At 59.5% G+C, this 17,108-nt stretch carries 18 protein-coding genes; 8 read left to right on the top strand and 10 right to left on the bottom strand.

The genetic code is table 11. The features are described from left to right. Positions 1-51: 51 nt before the first annotated feature. Complete coding sequence (locus ACMGF8_RS00260; RefSeq protein WP_416758333.1) at positions 52-1,227, bottom strand: EAL domain-containing protein; 1,176 nt, start codon at positions 1,225-1,227, stop codon at positions 52-54. A gap of 329 nt (positions 1,228-1,556) precedes the next feature. Here ACMGF8_RS00260 and ACMGF8_RS00255 point away from each other — a divergent pair, with 329 nt between their 5' ends. After that, entirely contained in the window at positions 1,557-2,186 is a 630-nt protein-coding gene (locus ACMGF8_RS00255) for a response regulator transcription factor (protein ID WP_102865465.1), read from the top strand. Positions 2,187-2,509: 323 nt separating this feature from the next. Here the strand turns inward: ACMGF8_RS00255 and ACMGF8_RS00250 are convergent, their stop codons facing one another. Then, positions 2,510-3,721, bottom strand: coding sequence for a M24 family metallopeptidase (locus ACMGF8_RS00250; protein ID WP_102865466.1), 1,212 nt, complete (start codon positions 3,719-3,721; stop codon positions 2,510-2,512). Positions 3,722-4,018: 297 nt separating this feature from the next. Between ACMGF8_RS00250 and ACMGF8_RS00245 the strand changes: the two genes are divergently transcribed. Both ACMGF8_RS00245 and ACMGF8_RS00240 read left to right on the top strand, forming a co-directional pair. Beyond that, on the top strand, positions 4,019-4,777 hold the full coding sequence (locus ACMGF8_RS00245) for a LuxR family transcriptional regulator (protein WP_102865467.1): 759 nt from the start codon (positions 4,019-4,021) through the stop codon (positions 4,775-4,777). Positions 4,778-4,865: 88 nt separating this feature from the next. Beyond that, positions 4,866-5,768, top strand: coding sequence for a proline iminopeptidase-family hydrolase (locus ACMGF8_RS00240; protein WP_115580959.1), 903 nt, complete (start codon positions 4,866-4,868; stop codon positions 5,766-5,768). Between the two features lie 61 nt (positions 5,769-5,829). On the opposite strand, the gene ACMGF8_RS00235 is transcribed toward ACMGF8_RS00240, so the two are convergent. From ACMGF8_RS00235 to ACMGF8_RS00225, 3 genes are all read right to left on the bottom strand, one after another. Next, positions 5,830-7,128 (bottom strand): NAD(P)/FAD-dependent oxidoreductase, encoded by a 1,299-nt coding sequence (locus ACMGF8_RS00235; RefSeq protein ID WP_102865469.1) that lies wholly within the window; start codon positions 7,126-7,128, stop codon positions 5,830-5,832. Positions 7,129-7,188: 60 nt separating this feature from the next. Then, positions 7,189-7,362 carry a DUF3094 family protein gene (locus tag ACMGF8_RS00230; RefSeq protein ID WP_043274580.1) on the bottom strand — a complete coding sequence of 58 codons (174 nt, stop codon included), beginning with the start codon at positions 7,360-7,362 and terminating at the stop codon, positions 7,189-7,191. Positions 7,363-7,550: 188 nt separating this feature from the next. Next, positions 7,551-8,180: a DUF1780 domain-containing protein gene (locus tag ACMGF8_RS00225; protein ID WP_102882240.1), complete on the bottom strand. Its 630-nt coding sequence runs from the start codon at positions 8,178-8,180 to the stop codon at positions 7,551-7,553. A 145-nt stretch (positions 8,181-8,325) separates the two neighbouring features. Here ACMGF8_RS00225 and ACMGF8_RS00220 point away from each other — a divergent pair, with 145 nt between their 5' ends. The 3 genes from ACMGF8_RS00220 to ACMGF8_RS00210 all read left to right on the top strand — a co-directional run bounded on the left by ACMGF8_RS00220 (position 8,326) and on the right by ACMGF8_RS00210 (position 9,758). Further along, positions 8,326-8,793 carry an FAD/FMN-containing dehydrogenase gene (locus tag ACMGF8_RS00220; RefSeq protein ID WP_102882239.1) on the top strand — a complete coding sequence of 156 codons (468 nt, stop codon included), beginning with the start codon at positions 8,326-8,328 and terminating at the stop codon, positions 8,791-8,793. Then, positions 8,790-9,479, top strand: coding sequence for an energy-coupling factor ABC transporter permease (locus tag ACMGF8_RS00215; protein ID WP_102865472.1), 690 nt, complete (start codon positions 8,790-8,792; stop codon positions 9,477-9,479). Before ACMGF8_RS00220 ends, ACMGF8_RS00215 begins: the two co-directional genes overlap by 4 nt. Before the next feature lie 63 nt (positions 9,480-9,542). Next, positions 9,543-9,758 (top strand): hypothetical protein, encoded by a 216-nt coding sequence (locus ACMGF8_RS00210; RefSeq protein WP_102865473.1) that lies wholly within the window; start codon positions 9,543-9,545, stop codon positions 9,756-9,758. Between the two features lie 19 nt (positions 9,759-9,777). Here ACMGF8_RS00210 and yacG read toward each other — a convergent pair whose 3' ends face one another. Genes yacG through ACMGF8_RS00190 form a run of 4 tightly spaced genes read right to left on the bottom strand, consistent with a single transcriptional unit; the run spans position 9,778 to position 12,690 of the window. Next, complete coding sequence (gene yacG / locus ACMGF8_RS00205) at positions 9,778-9,981, bottom strand: DNA gyrase inhibitor YacG (protein ID WP_102865474.1); 204 nt, start codon at positions 9,979-9,981, stop codon at positions 9,778-9,780. Further along, positions 9,978-10,601, bottom strand: coding sequence for a dephospho-CoA kinase (gene coaE / locus ACMGF8_RS00200; RefSeq protein ID WP_102865475.1), 624 nt, complete (start codon positions 10,599-10,601; stop codon positions 9,978-9,980). Before coaE ends, yacG begins: the two co-directional genes overlap by 4 nt. Next, positions 10,598-11,470 (bottom strand): prepilin peptidase, encoded by an 873-nt coding sequence (locus ACMGF8_RS00195; RefSeq protein ID WP_416758327.1) that lies wholly within the window; start codon positions 11,468-11,470, stop codon positions 10,598-10,600. The genes coaE and ACMGF8_RS00195 overlap by 4 nt, the downstream gene beginning before the upstream one ends. A 2-nt stretch (positions 11,471-11,472) precedes the next feature. Then, a complete protein-coding gene (locus tag ACMGF8_RS00190) occupies positions 11,473-12,690 on the bottom strand; it encodes a type II secretion system F family protein (protein ID WP_416758325.1) in 1,218 nt (405 codons plus the stop codon). 226 nt (positions 12,691-12,916) lie between these two features. Here ACMGF8_RS00190 and ACMGF8_RS00185 point away from each other — a divergent pair, with 226 nt between their 5' ends. Then, positions 12,917-13,333, top strand: a complete 417-nt coding sequence (locus tag ACMGF8_RS00185) for a pilin (protein ID WP_102882235.1) — start codon at positions 12,917-12,919, stop codon at positions 13,331-13,333. Positions 13,334-13,572: 239 nt separating this feature from the next. Then, the gene (locus tag ACMGF8_RS00180) at positions 13,573-13,929 is read left to right on the top strand and encodes a BON domain-containing protein (RefSeq protein WP_102865479.1); all 357 of its coding nucleotides are present in this window, start codon (positions 13,573-13,575) and stop codon (positions 13,927-13,929) included. Positions 13,930-14,114: 185 nt separating this feature from the next. On the opposite strand, the gene ACMGF8_RS00175 is transcribed toward ACMGF8_RS00180, so the two are convergent. After that, positions 14,115-17,033 carry a DUF748 domain-containing protein gene (locus tag ACMGF8_RS00175; RefSeq protein WP_207166567.1) on the bottom strand — a complete coding sequence of 973 codons (2,919 nt, stop codon included), beginning with the start codon at positions 17,031-17,033 and terminating at the stop codon, positions 14,115-14,117. Positions 17,034-17,108: the final 75 nt, after the last annotated feature.

Raw genomic sequence — 17,108 nt, 5'->3', positions numbered from 1 at the left:
GGTACAGAACCTGAGCAACGGGTCGCCTCTTTGATCGGCTCTCCCAAGGGACTAACGAATGCAGTAGGCAATGAAATGGCTTTCCGGCATCGGGCGTGCAAACACGAAGCCCTGGGCTATGTCGCATCCCAGTTCCAGTAGGCGTTGCTGCTGCTCGCGGGTTTCCACTCCTTCGATAATCAGCGACATACCCAATGAACGGGCGAGCGCCACCGTGTAGCTAATGATGGCGCTGCTTCTGGGGTGATGCCCCATCTTGCGCACGAAAGTGCCGTCGAGTTTGATCTGACTGAAGGGCAACTCGCAGAGGCGATCCAGGGAGGAGTAGCCCGCACCGAAGTCATCCATGGCCAAGCCGCAGCCCATTACCCGCAGGCGTACCAGATTTTCCAGGCTACTGGCGGGAGCGCTGATCAGACTGGTTTCGGTGATTTCAAAGGTGATGCTGCTGGATGGAACCTGAAACAGCACGAGTAGGGTGGCAATGGATTCAGTCAGGGTCTGGGACGCCAGCTGTGATGGGTGCAGATTGAACGAGAAACTCAAGGGAATGCCTTTTTGCGCCAGTTTGCGGCGCAAGGCCAGGCCCTGGTCGAACAGTTGCCAGAACAGGCGGTCCAGCAAGCAGTGGTGTTCCATGATGTGCAGGAAGTGCGAAGGCGACAGTACTCCCAGCTGTGGATGATTCCAGCGGGCTAGCGCTTCCGCTCCTTGGAGCGACGCGTTGTCGAGTGCCACCTTGGGTTGGTAGTAGGGTTCGAATTCGCCGTTGTCCAGGCCGCGAATCACGTCCGCCAGGGTGGGTAGTTCGGACTGTTTCAGAGCAGTGAGCAGGCCGTGGCGCTGGTTCTTATAACGAGTCAGCAGGGTGGTCAGGCGCTCCAGATTGAAGGGCTTGCCCAGATCACCCAGGAAGTTCAAGCCTAGGCCCCTGATCATCGAGACGGTAGTTTGGCGCAGAATCGGCTCGATCTGGCTGCACAGGATCACGGCGTGCAGTTTGCCGCTTTGGCTGGCGTGGCGCAGGAAGGCCAAACCATCCATTCCGGGCATTTTCAGGTCACAGATGGCAATGTCCATCCTTTCGCAGTGCTCCAGCAGTGCCAGGGCTTCACTACCGCTGGCCGCTTCATGCACCTGCCCAGGCATCACTTTTTTCAGTGCAGTGACGGTAACCAGGCGTTGCAGCGGTTCATCTTCCAGGACCAGAACGTTCAAATTTTGCATTGCCGGCTCATGTCATTATTTGCCGGTCATAGTGCTAAGGCTCTAGAGTTGCAGCCATTAGGCAAATCCTCATGTGCAGTAGGAAATTTCTCATTGAAAAATCAGACTGTCTGATTCCTTAAGGAGGAGTTATTAACCCCTTGTATCCTCTGTTATTTGCCAGGAATCTGAAAATTCTGGACGACATCAAGGTGCTGTGCACGAAACTTCTACATGACATCAGCGTCTTTATACGGATACGTAAGTTGCAGCATACAGGGTGCGGTTACGTGTATTTTCCGGTCGGTCCGGCTCAACCGAAGGCCGGGTTTTTAAGGTGAAGTGACAATATGCACAGCGTATTGATAGTTGACGATCATCCCGTTGTTCGGCTCGCCGTTAAGGTCTTGCTGGAAAAGAACAACATGCGGGTGGTGGCCGAAACAGACAACGGATTGGATGCGCTGGAGTTGGTGCGCGAGCATAGGCCGGATGTGGTAATCCTCGATATCGGTATTCCCAAGTTGGATGGCCTCAAGGTGCTTTCACGTATCAAGGCTCTGGGCTTGCCCACTGAAGTGCTGGTGCTGACCTCGCAGTCGATTGAAAGCTTCTGCAGACGCTGTATTCAGCTGGGAGCTCGGGGTTTCGTCAACAAGGAGGAGGATTTGGGCAATCTGGTGGTGGCTCTGAATGCTGTGTTGGCCGGCTACACTTTTTATCCGTCGATGGCTTTGGATGTTTCCATGCCCACGGCGGAACAACAATCCGAGGCCGAGCAGATAGGCCTGCTGACTGATCGGGAAATGATCGTGTTGCAGTACCTAGCACAGGGACATTCCAACAAGGCTATTGGTGAAAAACTGTTCTTGAGCAACAAGACAGTCAGCACCTACAAGACCCGACTGTTGCAGAAGCTGGGGTTGGGGTCGCAAGTAAGCCTGGCGGAGTTTGCCAAGCGCAATGCTTTGATCCCATAAAGTGAACATGGTCAGTTACTTGTAATGTCGAGTTTTCACTTAGTTGTGTCTGGATCGCTACCGAACGACGGGGCATGCCGTGTTTGCTCGTTGTGCATGACTTAGAAAGTATCCGGGTAGACACCTGAGTGAAATGCATGGCATCTGTTTCTATTGGGTTTCAGGGCTCATCCTGGATAAGCCCTGAAAGCTCTTGTTGCCTAAGCTTTTTCTCGTGGGGTTTCAGAGGTAATCGCTGCAATCTTCACGGCTTGTTGGCTTTGTAGATGCCTGTTGATCAAGAGCGCGTTGAGCATCCCGGTCGAGTGGTCCTGATTGTCTCTTCAGCGACCGATGATGTTGTGCTGTGGTCCGTAGGGCAGCCGGGTGATGTTTTCCGCGCCTTGGGAGTTGACGATCAGAATGTCGTGCTCACGATAACCACCGGCACCTGGGCTGCCTTCGGGTAGCCTGATCATCGGCTCCATGGACACCACCATGCCGGGCTCCAGCACAGTGTCCACGTCCTCGCGAAACTCCAGCCCGGTCTCGCGCCCGTAGTAGTGATTGAGGATGCCGAACGAGTGGCCGTAGCCGAAGGTCCGATATTGCAGCAAGTCGTGTTCCAGGTAGATTTCGTTCAACTGCCGGGCAATGTCGCTGCAGCGGGCTCCGGGCTTGATCAGTTGCAATCCGGCCTCATGCACCTTGAGGTTGATTTCCCACAGTCGCAGATACGCGTCGGGACAATGCCCAAGGAACAGTGTGCGCTCCAGCGCGGTGTAGTAACCGGCGATCATCGGGAAACAGTTGAGGCTGAGTATCTCTCCCGGGCTGATGCGCCGCGAGGTCAGCGGATTGTGTGCGCCGTCGGTATTGATCCCTGATTGAAACCAGGTCCAGGTGTCCATCAATTCGGCTGCGGGAAAGGTCCGGGCGATTTCCCGCACCATGGCCTGTGTGGCGTGCAGGGCCACATCGTATTCCGATACCTGATCCTGCAGGGCATCGATGGCGGCGGCCCCGCCGATGTCGGCGATGCGTGCACCCTGGCGGATCAGTGCCTGTTCTTCGACTGACTTGAGCATGCGCATGCTCATGCACGGGGCAGCGATATCCAGGAGTTGCGCCCGAGGATAGAGCTCGGCGAAGGCCTGGTGGCTGGGCAGGGTCAGTTGATCGAACTCCAGGCCCAGCCGTGCAGCCTGCGGCAAGGCCTGTTTGACCGCGACGAAGAAGTTGCCCCGTTGCCAGTCGGTGTATACCACCTGATCATCGCAGACCGCCCGACGCCCGGGCTGCCCGCCGTCGATATTGGCGCTGATCAGCACGCTACGTTCCCGGGTCACCACCAGGGCGTACTGACGGCCGAAAGAGCAATACAGGAAGTCGGCGTAGTAGTTGATGTTGTGGTAGGAGGTGAACAGCGCCGCGTCGATATCCTGCTGGGCCATATAGGCTCGCAGCGTGCTCAGGCGCTGGGCGTACTCTTTAGGGGAGAAGGTTGAAGGGACTTTTTCACCGTTGTGGATCTGAAGGGTCTTGGGCATCTGCATGGCACGGGTCCTTGTCTGCGATGAACGATGCGCGGCGCCACACTCGGGTGGGCCATGAAACGGCATTGCAGCAGACTGGGGAGGTGTGGGCATGCGTGATACCGACCTTGATGTGGTTGTCAGCGCGGCGGTTCAGAGGGGCAGGAGAGGTTGAAACATGGGCCTCTTTCATGAAGGGCACCGCTAAACCGGGTAGCACAACCTAGTAGTTCTTATAGGTTTTGCCTGGTCGGCTCCTATCGAGCGTGGCATTCTAGGCCCTGCTGTTAAGGATCAGACAGTAAGGAGACTGAACGGATGCAAAGCAGGCTCGCGGAAGTTAACTCTCGTCTTTTGCTCGGAAACACATTGCATGAGCGGATGGCGGGGACCATGGAAGTGGCCTCGGGGTTGGGGTTCGATGCCCTGGTTTACGACTACAGTCCGGTGCCTTTTGATCAGCAGGGCGAACTGATCATTCCCAGTGCAATGGTCTGCAATACCCCAAAGGACTGGCTGGAGCTCTGGTGCGACGAGGGGTATTACCATATCGACCCGGTCCAGCAGGTGGCGCTGGACAGCATTTCTCCCTTTATCTGGTCCTACAGACCCGAAGCGGAAACCGTCTTGCGCCAGGCTATGGGGCAGCAGCACGCGCCGGTATCGAGTTACCTGCAGCATCATCAAATGTCCCATGGCATGACTGTTCCCATTCACTTGCCTGGTGGTGGTTTCGCCAGCCTGACCGGTTTGCGCTCGGGCAGTACCCAGGTGGCCTTGCATGATCTGCAACAGGTCTTGAGGGATTTCACGCTTCTTTCTCATGCTCTGCAGGAACACCTCTACCTACCGCTCAGTAAAAGCATTCGCAGCTATCCGGTTCAACTGACCAAGCGCGAGCGCGAGTGCCTGAAATGGGCGGCCGAGGGCATGACCTCTGGTGAAATTGCTGAACGCCTGCAGCGTTCCGTGGCCACCATCAACCTGCATCTGACCTCGGCGATGCACAAGTTGGGCGCCAAGAATCGGGTTCAGGCCGTGGTTCGAGCCGTTCACTATCGCTTGCTGGAAAACTAAAGCGAGCACAACCGGCCCGGTCTTATCGCTGATATGGGGGCGAGGCCGAAAATGACACAGGGTGATCGTCATCAGGGAGTGATGCGCAATGAAAGCAAGTAAACCACCACAGGAAGGTTATGCCTCCTTTGGCTCCTGGCAGACCTGGTATCGGGTGACGGGGGATCTGCAGAGTGGTCTGACGCCCCTGGTGATATTGCACGGCGGCCCGGGCTGCACTTATGACACCGTTGATGCCTTCAGGGATGTGGCGGCCAGTGGCCGGGCGATCGTTCAGTTCGATCATCTCGGCAGTGGATTTTCCACTCGCCTGGAGGACAAGCCTTCTTCATTCTGGAGCGTCGAGCTGTATCTGGAAGAGCTGAACAATCTTCTGGATCACCTGCGCATCAGTGAGGACTACGCCTTGCTCGGACATTCCTGGGGTGGGGCGCTGGCCAGCGAGCATGCCGTCTTGACCCCTGCGGGCCTGCGAGCCCTGATCATCGCCAATGCCCCGGCCGACATGCGGACCTGGCAGGCTGAAACCCTGGGTTTGCGTGAGGCCTTGCCAGAGGGGGTCTTGCAGACCTTGATCGGCCACGAGCAGGCTGGAACCCTCCATAGCGCCGAGTACGTGCAGGCCTCACAGGTGTATTTTGAGCGGCACGTGTGCCGGCTTCGGCCTTGGCCGGAAGAGGTGGTACGCATTTTTTCCAGGGGATGTTGCGCTACCACGATGGAAAGTGTGCCGCAGCGGGCTAGGAATTTCCCTCTCCTGAGCAACCTGCAGGACTGGAGCGTTGTCGAGCGCCTGCCGCGAATCAAGGTGCCGAGCCTGCTGATCTCAGGGCGTTACGACGAAGCAACCCCTGTAGTGGTCAAACCCTATCTGGACAACGTTCCGAACATTCGCTGGGCACTGTTCGAGAACTCCAGCCACATGCCCCATATCGAGGAGCGGGTTGCCTGTATGGGAACGGTGGTGAGCTTTCTGGATGAGTGTCTGTAGCACACGCTTCGCCCGCCCGTGCACCCCACTACCTTGCGTAGCGGGGCGTACTTTCAGGCGCTTAGTGCAACTTCAAGCGTGGGTCGGTGCCTCGTCCAATCCGGCTGCCGAGCATCAGCATCGCGGTGCGGAACACCCCGTACAGGGCCATTTGGTGCATGCGGTACAGCGAGATGTAGAACATCCTTGCCAGCCAGCCTTCGAGCATCACACTGCCGGTGAGATTGCCCATCAGGTTGCCCACCGCCGAGAAGCGCGAGAGCGAGATCAGCGAGCCGTAGTCGGTGTACTTGTAGGTCGGTAGGTCTTTGCCTTCGATACGCAGTTTCAGCGATTTGGCCAGCAGTGAGGCTTGTTGGTGCGCAGCCTGGGCCCGTGGCGGTACGTTGCGGTCGCTGCCGGGTTGAGGGCAGGCGGCGCAGTCGCCGAAGGCAAAGATGTTCTCGTCACGGGTGGTCTGCAGGGTTGGCAGCACCTGGAGCTGGTTGATGCGGTTGGTTTCCAGGCCGTCGATGTCCTTGAGGAAACCCGGCGCGCGGATGCCGGCAGCCCACACCTTGAGGCTGGCGGGAATGGTCTGGCCATCAGCGGTGATCAGACTGTCGGCGGTCACTTCACTGACTGAAGCGTTGGTCAGCACTTTGACCCCGAGTTTCTCCAGGGTCTTGTGCACCGGCCCGCTGATGCGCTCGGGCAGGGCCGGCAGCACCCGTGGCCCGGCTTCGATCAGGGTGATGTGCATGTTTTCCGGGAGGATCCGATCCAGGCCGTAGGCGGCCAGTTCATGGGCGGCGTTGTGCAGTTCCGCTGCCAGTTCCACACCGGTGGCACCGGCGCCGACGATGGCCACGCTGATCTGTTCCACGGCATCTGTCTGCCCGGCGTGGGCCCGCAGGTAGTGATTGAGCAGTTGCTGGTGGAAGCGTTCGGCCTGCTTGCGGGTGTCGAGGAACAGGCAATGCTGGGCGGCGCCCTGGGTGCCGAAGTCGTTGGTGGTACTGCCCACGGCGATCACCAGGGTGTCGTAGCCCAGTTCACGGGCCGGCAACAGTTCTGTGCCTTCCTCGTCATAGGTGGCAGCCAACTGGATCTTTTTCTGTTGACGATCGAGCCCGCTCATACGGCCCAGCTGGAACTCGAAGTGGTTCCATTTTGCTTGGGCAACGTAGTTGAGTTCGTCTTCGGAGGAGTTCAGTGAGCCGGCGGCCACTTCGTGCAGCAGGGGTTTCCAGATATGGGTCAGGTTGGCGTCCACCAGCATCACACTGGCGGTGCCGCGCTTGCCCAGGGTCTTACCCAGGCGGGTCGCCAACTCCAGGCCGCCGGCGCCGCCGCCAACGATGACAATACGATGAGTCATGGGGATATCTCGCAAGGCTAAAAGAAATCGGTGCAGTCAACCGAGCGAGCGCGATGCAGCTCATAGCGTCAGGTAACTGATAAAACGGCTCAACAGGCCCAGGGCGACCGTCACCACGACCACCACCACAAGGAGCATCCACGGCCGAAAGGGCCGGCGCTCGACTCGGTGCTGGGGCAGTTGCAGGTATTCTTCGACATGGCGTTGGTCGTCGGGGTTCAGGCGGCTGCTCATAAAGGGCCTCGTCAGGTAGACGTCGCAACACAGGGGAATGTTACAGCGCGATGCAATCGAGCATTTACCGAGCATAGCCGCTGCGCGTGGGGGCTCGATGACGAAGTCCCGGCGTTGGCAGGCAAGAGCGCTTTTTTACCATTGCCCGGAACATTGCGCCATGCCCAGGCGAGGCGGATTGACGGACTTTACAAACTGATGCCGACGTCGAAAACGATACTGCGGCCCAGGTTGCTACGCAGGAACTCCGGCGCATCCGGATGGGCGAACAGCACCCGGGCGAAGGTCGGTCCCACCAGGGACAGCGAGCGCCAGCCCTGGCGCAGGTATTCGGTGGGGGGCGGGAAGTGGCTGTTCAGATCCAGCACTTCACGTTTCAGGGCGGCGAAGGCGATGATGTCCAGCTCCCCGAGGTTCATCCCACGCTCCTTGTAGTTGTGGGCCTTCTTGCGCAGGGTCGGCCCCAGGCGCAGCAACAGTTCGTTAGCCGGGATGCGCTTGGGCTTGGCTTCGCGTCGTACCAGTTGGCTCAGGGAAAATGCGCTGCGCCGGCGTTGCAGTTCGTCGCGCCATTCATCATTGAGTCGGCGGCCTTCATCAAGGACGAAGAACACCTCGAAGCTGGCCTCGCGAAACAGCACATCCGGCGGCTCCTGCCCGGCGGCGCTGAATTCGTCGTTGCGATAGGGAATATTCAGGCCTTGCAGCAGGCGCTGGCAGACCCAACGCTCACGCTCCCATTTGCGGGCATTGGACAGAAACGCGTTGGCTTGTTCGGCCTGAATGGTGAGCAGGCGCAAAAAATCTGAGTCATCCATATCTCCAAGCTTAGCGCTCAAATATGACCTTAAAAACCACGCTTCTCGAAAAACCTCTGCACCCGGTGCCTGGCGGTGCTTGCTGGAGCCTGCCCAGGGGCGGTGTAGACTGTTTCCCGTCCTACCCCTCGATAAGGAGTGTGCAGTGAAACGCTGGTCAATTCTGTTGCTGGGCCTGTTGCCCCTGTGGGCCCAGGCCCTTGAAATCGGTGAGCGTCTGGCACCCTGGACCTTGCTGGATCAGTTCGATCAAGCCTACAGCCTCGATTCACAGGCGCAGATCCTGCTGGTGGCGCGCGGTATGGACGCGGCCAAGGTGGTGAACGGGGCGCTCAAGGACAAGCCCAAGGATTATCTGCAGGCGCGTCACGGGGTGTTTGTCGCGGATATCCAGCGCATGCCGGCGCTGATCGCCAAGATGTTCGCAGTTCCGGCCATGCGTGATTATCCCTACCGGGTGATGCTCGACCGCGAAGGGCGTGTGGCCTCTCGTTACCCTGCCGCCGAGGACAAGGTCTTGTGGCTGCAGTTGCAGGACGGCCAATTGGTGTCTCGGCAGGAATTCACCACCGTCGAGCAACTGAAGACTGCGCTGGAGAAAGCCCGGCCATGATCAGCGCGGCGCTGCTGTCACCGGCAAGCCTGAGTATCGGCTGGCTGCTGTATGTGCCGGTTCTGATCTGGGCGGTGTGGCGGGCGCCCTGGGTCGAGCTGTTCACCGACAGTCGCCGTCAGCATCTGCTGTTCGGAACGGTGTTTGCGTTGTTTCTGCTGTGGTTGGTGCGCCGGGATTTCGATACTGGAGTGTCTTATCACTTCATCGGCATGACGGCGGTGACCTTACTGCTGGATTGGCCACTGGCGATTGTCGGTGGCCTGATTGCGCAGCTGGGCTTGCTGGCACTGGGGCGACAGGAGCTGGCGGCAATGGGGGTCAATGGCGCCTTGCTGATCCTGTTGCCGGTGGCGGTAACCGAGGCCTGTGCCGGTCTGGTGGAGCGGGCTCAACCGCGCAATCCCTTCGTCTATATCTTCTGCTCCGGATTCTTCGCCGCGGCCCTGTCGGCGCTGTTGTGCCTGCTTTGTGGCCTGGGGCTCTTGTGGCTTGATGGGCGTTTCGCCATGCCCGAATGGCTGGAGGATTTTGTCGGCTACCTGTGGCTGATCATCTTTCCCGAGGCATTTATCAACGGCATGGTGATCAGCGCCCTGGTGGTGTTCTGCCCGGAATGGCTGGAAACCTTCAATCGCACCCGCTACCTCAGTGCGCCCTGGAAGGATGAGGACCCGCGCCCTTGATCCATATCAACTCCGAGCCTGGGGCCGCGCTGCATGCTCGGCAAAAATCTCAGGAGTGCGGTCATGAGCGTCTATCAGTGGGCCCGGCAAGAAGTGCGCGACAGTCTGCACAGTGCCCAGCAGGAAGGTTTTGAACCGGGTTTGAGCCTGCGGGCGCTGCTCAGCGCGGTGGTGCAGCAGAGCAAGGGCGTACGTAGCATCGAGGATCTGGCTGACGAGTTGCAGTTCCTCGCGGAGAACCTCGACGACGATCAGGACTACAGCTTCATGCGGCCCTGATCGGCGTCGGTGCGAGCACTCAGTGAGCGCGGGGCGGCAGTTCCTCCGAGAACAGTTCGTCCTCGGCATCCGGGCTCACTGGAATCTTGTGTTCCTCGGCGGCCCAGGCCCCCAGGTCGATCAATTTGCAACGGTCGGAACAGAACGGCCGGTTGGTGTTGGTCGCGGTCCATTCCACGGGGGCGCCACAGGTTGGGCATTCGACGGTCAGGGGTTGGCTCATGACTGGCCTCCACGCAAAGTTAGGTAAAAGTGATGCAGGCGTTCGACTTCGCTGCGCAACCAGGCGTGATCGCGGTCGTTGACCAACACATCGTCGGCGTGACGCAGGCGCTCCTCGCGGCTGGCCTGGGCCTGGAGAATTGCCTGGACCTGCTGTTCGCTGATCTGGTCGCGCTGCAAGGTGCGTTCGATCTGCAATTGTTGCGGCACATCGATCACCAGAATCCGTTGGGTCATCCGGAACTGGCCTGACTCGATCAGCAGTGGCGACACCAGGATCGCGTAAGGCGATTCGGCACGGGCCAGATGGCTGACGATCTCCTCGGCAATCAGCGGGTGCAATAGCGCCTCCAGCCAGCGACGCTGTTCGGGGACTTCGAAGATCAACTTGCGCAGTGCCGCGCGATCCAGTTGGCCGTCGGCCTGCAGCACGCTGTCACCAAAGTGCTGGGCAATCTGTTCCAAGGCCGGGCGGCCCGGTTCCACCACCCAGCGAGCGGCGTGATCGGCATCGATCACATGCACGCCCAGGTCGATGAAGTGCTGGGCGGCAGCGCTTTTGCCGCTGCCGATACCGCCGGTGAGGCCGAGGGTCCAGGGTGTGTTTACGGAGCGAGTCATTGGAAACCGACAAACTGCAAATAGAAGTCGGTCATTTGACCACCCCAGAGCAAGGCAATCCAGCCGGCAATGGCCAGAAAGGGGCCGAAGGGGATGGGCGTCGAGGTCTTGGCCCGGTTCAGGCGCAGCATGACAGTGCCGAGAATCGCTCCCACCAGAGAGGACAGGAGCAAGGTCAGCGGCAGGATTTGCCAGCCGCCCCAGGCGCCAAGCATCGCTAGCAGCTTGAAGTCGCCGTGGCCCATGCCGTCCTTGCCGGTCAGCAATTTGAACAGCCAGAACACTGACCACAGGCACAGATAGCCGAGTACCGCGCCCCACAGGGCGTCCTCCAGGCTCACCAGTACCTCGAAGCTGTTGGCAATCAGTCCCAGCCACAGCAGTGGCAACACCAGCACGTCTGGCAGCAGTTGGTGATCGGCATCGATCAGGCTCATGGCCAGTAACCCCCAACTGAGGATCAGCAGCAGGCCCGCGGGCCAGCCAAAACCGAAGTGCCAGGCGACGTACGCCGAGATCAGCCCGCAAGCCAGTTCGGTTAGTGGGTAGCGCAGGCTGATGGCGGTCCTGCAGTGGGCGCAACGACCCCGCAGCCACAGATAGCTGAGCAGGGGAATGTTTTGCCAGGGGCGGATCGGTTGTGCGCAGTGGGGGCATTGGGAGTGGGGCAGCAGCAGGTTGTAGGGCGCCGCCACAGGCTCAGGGGGCAGTCCCAGCACTTCGTGGGCTTGAGCCCGCCAATCGCGTTCAAGCATTTTCGGCAGGCGCCACACCAGCACGTTCAGAAAGCTGCCTACGAGCAGCCCCAGTACCAGGGCCGCAGTCACGAAGGCCAGGGGGTAAAGGGTCATGGCTTCAGTCAAGGACATGTTCAGATCGCTGTGCCGAGTTGAAAGATGGGCAGGTACATGGCAACCACCAGGGCGCCGACGATACTGCCCAGGATGACCATGATCAACGGCTCCATGAGGCTGGTCAGGCTGTCGACCAGGTGGTCCACCTCGACCTCATAATGTGCTGCGACTTTTTCCAGCAGATGATCCAGCATTCCGGATTCTTCACCGATGGCGGTCATCTGGATCGCCATAGTAGGGAAGACGCCGCTGGCGCGCATGGCAAAGTTCAGTTGCATGCCACTGGCCACTTGTTGGCGGATGCGTTCCACTGCTTGCCTGAAGACCTTGTTGCCGCTGGCTCCGGCCACTGAATCCAGGGCCTGGACCAGAGGCACGCCAGCCGCGAAGGTGGTGGCCAGCGTACGGGCGTAGCGGGCCACTGCGGCCTTGTACAGCAGCGGGCCGGCCAAGGGCAGGCGTAGCAGTCCCTGATCCACACGGTCCCGCAGGCGCTCCGAGCGCCGATAAACCTGCCTGATCCCTACTCCCATCAGCAGGCCGGCGCTGAGCAACCATCCGCCGTGGTTCTGGATGACATGGGAAAGGGTGATGACCCATTGGGTCAGTAGCGGCAATTGGGCGTCGAACCCGGCGAACAGGCTCTGGAACTGGGGAACTACCTTGATCAGTAGGATGCTGCTGACCAGGACGGCCACGCCGATCACCGCCACGGGATAGACCATGGCCTTTTTTACCCGGGCCTTGAGGTTCTCGCTTTTTTCCCTATGGGTGGCGACCCGTTCCAGCAGGGTATCCAGGGCGCCGGACTGTTCGCCGGCCTCCACCAGATTGCAGTACAGCTCGTCAAAGTGGCGCGGATGTCGGCGCAGCGCTGTGGCCAGGCTTGAGCCAGCCTCGATGTCGCGTTTGAGGCTGGCCAGCAGTTGGCGCATCAGCGGTTGGACGAAGCTCTCGGCAATGATTTCGAAGGCTTGCAGCAGTGGCACTCCGGCCTGCATCAGGGTTGCCAGTTGCCGGGTGAACAGGGCGATCTCCCGTGCCTTGATCCGTTGGCCCGATCGGAGCCAGGCCCTGGGCTTGCGGCGTACCCGGGTTGGCGTGATGCCTTGCCTGCGCAGCTGAGCTCGGATCAGCGCCGGGTTTGCAGCGCTCAGCTCGCCGGCCAACTTGTGGCCCTGGCCGTCGGTGCCTTGCCAGAGATAGACGCTGGCCACAGGTGCTTTTACCGCCATGGTTCAATCCTTGATGCAGGGGTGAGCTTCTTGAAGCCTAGCCGCCGGGCACCTGACGCATAGGGGCGCTAGATGACGAAATTTGTCAGTTTGTGCAACTCCTCGTACTCAAGGTCATGGGCTATCAGTGCTGCAGGCCTTGAATTCCGTGGGGGTTGAGCTTGGCACAGGGCATGCTTCAAGCCTTGCTGATTACCCACGGAGCATTCTTGCCAGGAGGCAACTCATGAAACATCAATCCGCTTTTACCCTGATCGAATTGCTGGTGGTGGTGGCCATCATCGGCATTCTCGCCACAGTGGCGATGCCGCTGTATTCCAAGTATCAGGTGCGGGCCAAGATGATGGCCGCGTTGGCCGAGGCGTCAGCGCTGAAGGTCAATATCGAGGACCTGCTTAATCAGGGAATCGACCCAACTCTGGCCCTCGCCGGTGGCACGCCCTTGACGTTGAACTGCCGAATGAGCGCCGAGGGCACTGCCGCCACCGGTGAAGGCAGTATCGGCTGTACCCTCCTCAATGCTCCGGGGGCAGTGTTGAACAAGACTCTGGTACTGAGCCGTTCGCCAGCTTCGGGATGGACGTGCAACACCACGGTGGAGGCCGACTATGCGCCCAAGGGCTGTGCCGCGCACGACACCTGAGTCCTGGCAGGCTGTTGGGTGTGGGCTTGATGAACTGCGTCGAAAAAAGCCGCAACTTGCATGCAGATTGTTGGGTGGTCATGCATTTTGCATGATGCTGATTCTTCGCGTTATCTTTAACTTATTGTTTTTTATGGGTTTTTTATGTGGTCTGGACTTGGCACAGCACCTGCAATATCCCTCATAACCCTGTTGCCAGGACACGGCGCAGGCTTTCTAAAAGAACAGGAGTTACTCGTATGAAGAAGTTCGCTATCGCTGCTGCAACTGCTACCGCTCTGACCCTGACCATGTCCAACGCAGCATTTGCGCAGACCACTCAAAGCACCCAGTCGCCTATGGTCGTGGCTGCCGGTGAAGTGACCAAGGCCAAAGAGGCCACCTCCGATACCTGGATCACCACCAAAGTGAAAAGCGATCTGGTAACCGAGAAAGGCATTCCTGGCACCGACATCAAGGTTGAAACCAACAAGGGCGTCGTCTCGCTGTCGTCCACTGTTGCCATTACCGAGGCGCAGAAAGCCACAGCAGTGGCAATCACCAAGAAAATCAAGGGCGTTCAAGCGGTCTCTGCCGACGGCCTGAAAGCCGAGTAAGACTCCAAGCTTCTCGCCTGGACAGGGAGAGGGCGCGGTAGACGAGCCAAGCGATACGTCTGCCGCTGCTTTCAAAGGTTCATGCGGAAGATCACAAGGATGTGATCATTACAGGCCCCGGCACTTTGTGTCGGGGCCTGTTCTATTGGGCGGGGAAGTGGCGCTGCTTGAGGCCGGCGCGGGCCTTACTCGCTGTCCAGGTGCAGCGGAGTGATCACCTTGCCGTCGCTTTCGGCCTGGCCGAGGTTGGCATCGATGAAGTAGACCCGGTCATCGGCCAGTTGGCCCTTGTCCACCAGGAAGTCCTTGATGCTGCTGGCCCGTTCCTGGCCCAGTTGGCGCAGCAACACGTCACTGCCGCTCCAGAACTTGATCAGCCCCTCACGCAGTTTGGCACTGCGCTCGTCGCGGCTGAGCTGGGTCCATTCGGCCGGAGGTTGCTGTTTCAGGCGGGTGCGGTAAATGCCTTCCAGCAATGGCGCTTTCTCGCCCTCGGGAACCTGCAGCAAGGACGCCTGGGCCGGCACCTTGTCGCCGCGCCGTTGCAGGATCTTGTAGTAGTTGTACTGGTACTCGCGCTCCAGGCGCTGTTCGGCGATCAGCGGACCATCGCTGCTCTGGGCGCTGGTGCCTTCGATCTCCAGGCGCAAGGTCGGACGCTCCTTGAGGGCCTTGGCCAGGGTGGTGAGGGCTGACTCGGACTCTTTGCTCAGTTCGCTGGAGCCAGGCGCGAAAGACACACTGCTCAGGTCTTCAGAGTCGCCGCCGGTGACCAGGCCGCCAATGAACTTGAAGGGGGCCTGGGCTGCTCGCAGCACCAGGTTGCGCAGGGTCTGCCAGACGATTGGCATCACGCTGAACTGTGGGTTGTTGAGGTCGCCGGAAATTGGCAACTCGATGGAAATCTTGCCGTCGGTGTCTTTCAGCAGGGCCACGGCCAGGCGAATTGGCAGGTCTACGGCGTCTGGGCTGTCGACCTTTTCACCCAGTTGCAGTTGTTCGACCACCAGTTTGTTCTCGGCCTTGAGCTGGCCCTTGGTGATCATGTAATGCAAGTCGAGGTTGAGTCGGCCCTTGCGAATACGAAAGCCGGCAAATTTTCCGGAATAGGGCGTCAGGGTGGTCAACTCCACTCGCTTGAAGCTGGTGGCGATATCCAGTGCGGCCATTGGATCGAAGGGGTTGACGCTGCCCTTGATGGTCACTGGAGCGTAGCGGTCGACCTTGCCCTTGACGTCGACTTCCGCCGGCTTGGCCTGGCGGCTGTCGATGGTGCCGATATGCCCGTTGAGTTGCTGGACTGCCGTGGCGAAGTTTGGTGTCAGGCTCAGGTCGGCGAAGTTGGCCGAACCATCGTTGATGGCGATTTTACCAATGTGAATACCCAGTGGCTTGCTGGAACTTGGGGCGGGCTTGCCCGAGGATTTGCTGCTGCCGCCTGCAGGTTGTGGAATCAGCAGGTCGTCGATATTGGTGGTGCGGTCATCGTTGATGATGAAGCGCGCATAAGGCTGCATCAGGTTGACCTGGCTGATGGTCAGGCTGTCACCGTGCTGATAGTTCAGGCCCTCCACCACCACTTGTTTCCACTTCACGAAGTCGCGGGTCTTGAGGGTGTCCAGGGTGTGCAACTGATCCACTTCGGCCCGGCCGGTGATGCTGAAGGTCAACGGTTCGACTTTCTTCAGGTCCACTGCCAGGTCGCTGCCGAGCATGCCGCTGCGCAGTTCCAGGCGAATGAACGGGCTGATGTAGGACTGGGCGACCCGCAGGTCGATGTCCTTGGTCTGCACCTTGAGCTTGGCGGTGATGGGGTTGAGATTGACTTCGCCGGTGGCGCTGACCTTGCCTTGTTTACCCAGGCCGGTATCGAGCTTTAGGGTGAAAGGCGACTGGTTGAGGCTGTCGAAGTTTTTCAGATCCAGGTTCAGCGGGCCAACGTCCAGCGCCACGGCCGGTTTGGCTTGGCGGTCGGCCAGGTGCACCTGATAGTTGCGCAGTTCCACATCCTTGAGCAGTACCTGCCAGGGCTTGCTGGGGACTGCGGGTTCCTTGGGGGTATCGGCTGTGGCTGGCTGAGGCTTGGCTGCCGGCTTGGCGGGTTGGCTGGCGAAGAGCTTTTGCCAGTCCAGTTGGCCATCGGCTTCAAGGGCGGCCCAGGTCTCCAGTTTCTGGCTGCGGATCTTGCCGACTATGACGTGCTGCTTGGCCAGGTCCACCGTCGCTTCGCTGATGTCCAGGCGCTCCAGGCGCGCTAGCGGGCGACCGTCCGGGGCTTTGATGGCGAATGGCGCAACGCTGATGGAGGTGTTGTCCAGCAGCAGTTCGGTTTCCTTGGTCAGGCTGAATTTATAGTGGGTGCTGAGGTTGACCACGCCGTCTTCCAGCACCAGCGGCACGGCGTCACGTACATAGGGCCACCAGGCTTTCATCTTGCCGTCGGTGACTTTCAAGGTGCCTTCGGAAGCCAGCGGGGTCACGCTGAAGTTGCCGCTCCAGTCGATCTGTCCACCTTCCGGGCCGGTGGCCATCAGGGTCATGTCGGCGCTGTCATCCGGCAGGGTGCTGAGGTTCTTCAGTTCAAAGTCGAGCTTGTTGTAGAGAAACTCGATGGGCTCGCTGGGGCGCAGGTCCTTGAAGTGCAGATAGCCGCCCGCCAGCTTGATGCGTTCAATGCGAACGGGAAATGGCTTGGCGTCGGGATCGCTCGGGGTCGGTTCGCTGGCAGGCAGCTTGAACAGGGCCAGGAGGTTGAGCTTGCCTTCCTTGTCGAAGAGGATCTCGGTCTTGGGCTGGTCCAGTTCGATGTCCGCCAGATGCAGAGCGCGTTTCCACAGACTGTCCAATTGCAGATTGGCGTAGAGGCGCTGAAAGGCAATCTGTTCCTTGCCCGGTTCGCCGACGCTCAGGCCCCAGAGGGTCAGTTCCAGGCTGAAGGGGTTGAGTTCGATACGCTGGATATGGGCCGGGGTCGTGGCGTAGTCGGCCAGTTGCTGGTTGGCCACCCGCAAGGCGATGCCCGGCAAAATCAGAAAGCCCAGCAGACTGTAAAGGGCGAGAGCGGTCAACAAGGCGCAGAGAGCGCGAATCAATCCTTTGGTCATGCGAGGCTTCATCTATCTGGATCGGAAGTGCCTTGGAGTATGGCACGCGTTTACGGTTCCGAAACCATCGCAGTC

It is taken from the genome of Pseudomonas sp. BNK-7 (assembly GCF_048072025.1).
Lineage (GTDB): Bacteria > Pseudomonadota > Gammaproteobacteria > Pseudomonadales > Pseudomonadaceae > Aquipseudomonas > Aquipseudomonas danubii.
The sequence above is the reverse complement of the archived record's forward strand: the minus strand, read 5'-3'. Positions and strand labels throughout refer to the sequence as shown.

Bases quoted from the DNA above. Each gene is read 5' to 3' on its own strand.
- ACMGF8_RS00250 (WP_102865466.1), bottom strand. From the start codon at position 3,721: ATGCAGATGCCCAAGACCCTTCAGATCCACAACGGTGAAAAAGTCCCT.
- ACMGF8_RS00185 (WP_102882235.1), top strand. From the start codon at position 12,917: ATGAAACATCAATCCGCTTTTACCCTGATCGAATTGCTGGTGGTGGTG.
- ACMGF8_RS00255 (WP_102865465.1), top strand. From the start codon at position 1,557: ATGCACAGCGTATTGATAGTTGACGATCATCCCGTTGTTCGGCTCGCC.
- ACMGF8_RS00245 (WP_102865467.1), top strand. From the start codon at position 4,019: ATGCAAAGCAGGCTCGCGGAAGTTAACTCTCGTCTTTTGCTCGGAAAC.
- ACMGF8_RS00180 (WP_102865479.1), top strand. From the start codon at position 13,573: ATGAAGAAGTTCGCTATCGCTGCTGCAACTGCTACCGCTCTGACCCTG.
- ACMGF8_RS00240 (WP_115580959.1), top strand. From the start codon at position 4,866: ATGAAAGCAAGTAAACCACCACAGGAAGGTTATGCCTCCTTTGGCTCC.
- yacG (WP_102865474.1), bottom strand. From the start codon at position 9,981: ATGAGCCAACCCCTGACCGTCGAATGCCCAACCTGTGGCGCCCCCGTG.
- coaE (WP_102865475.1), bottom strand. From the start codon at position 10,601: ATGACTCGCTCCGTAAACACACCCTGGACCCTCGGCCTCACCGGCGGT.
- ACMGF8_RS00260 (WP_416758333.1), bottom strand. From the start codon at position 1,227: ATGCAAAATTTGAACGTTCTGGTCCTGGAAGATGAACCGCTGCAACGC.
- ACMGF8_RS00235 (WP_102865469.1), bottom strand. From the start codon at position 7,128: ATGACTCATCGTATTGTCATCGTTGGCGGCGGCGCCGGCGGCCTGGAG.
- ACMGF8_RS00175 (WP_207166567.1), bottom strand. From the start codon at position 17,033: ATGACCAAAGGATTGATTCGCGCTCTCTGCGCCTTGTTGACCGCTCTC.
- ACMGF8_RS00210 (WP_102865473.1), top strand. From the start codon at position 9,543: ATGAGCGTCTATCAGTGGGCCCGGCAAGAAGTGCGCGACAGTCTGCAC.
- ACMGF8_RS00215 (WP_102865472.1), top strand. From the start codon at position 8,790: ATGATCAGCGCGGCGCTGCTGTCACCGGCAAGCCTGAGTATCGGCTGG.
- ACMGF8_RS00230 (WP_043274580.1), bottom strand. From the start codon at position 7,362: ATGAGCAGCCGCCTGAACCCCGACGACCAACGCCATGTCGAAGAATAC.
- ACMGF8_RS00195 (WP_416758327.1), bottom strand. From the start codon at position 11,470: ATGTCCTTGACTGAAGCCATGACCCTTTACCCCCTGGCCTTCGTGACT.
- ACMGF8_RS00225 (WP_102882240.1), bottom strand. From the start codon at position 8,180: ATGGATGACTCAGATTTTTTGCGCCTGCTCACCATTCAGGCCGAACAA.
- ACMGF8_RS00190 (WP_416758325.1), bottom strand. From the start codon at position 12,690: ATGGCGGTAAAAGCACCTGTGGCCAGCGTCTATCTCTGGCAAGGCACC.